Here is a 233-nt window from a genome sequence, read left to right as displayed (position 1 = left end):
CGCAAGCAATCACCCCCATCAAAAAAGAGCCGCTCTCAGCGACTCACAATATCTGAAACGAGAAGCAGCCCCGAAGGGCTGTTTTTTATTTGGCACGGCTTAGATGCGCTTCATGCACCAAGCCATCGCGTGCCCGCCGTCCTCGAAAAGCTCCTTGGCGGCTTCGACAAGGTTCAGGCGGCATTCGATGTCCGCGAAACCCGTCTCCTCCGGCGTTTCGACCATCTCGTAGA

The 233-nt window shown here is 56.2% G+C and carries 1 pseudogene; it reads right to left on the bottom strand.

Annotated features, from left to right (window positions below):
• Window positions 1-99: 99 nt before the first annotated feature.
• Window positions 100-233: pseudogene (locus HMPREF9163_RS12235) on the bottom strand (hypothetical protein); the annotation flags it as partial.

Origin of the sequence: Selenomonas sp. oral taxon 138 str. F0429, assembly GCF_000318175.2 — a bacterium.
Lineage (GTDB): Bacteria > Bacillota > Negativicutes > Selenomonadales > Selenomonadaceae > Centipeda > Centipeda timonae.
This window is presented reverse-complemented; position numbering and strand designations above follow the sequence as displayed.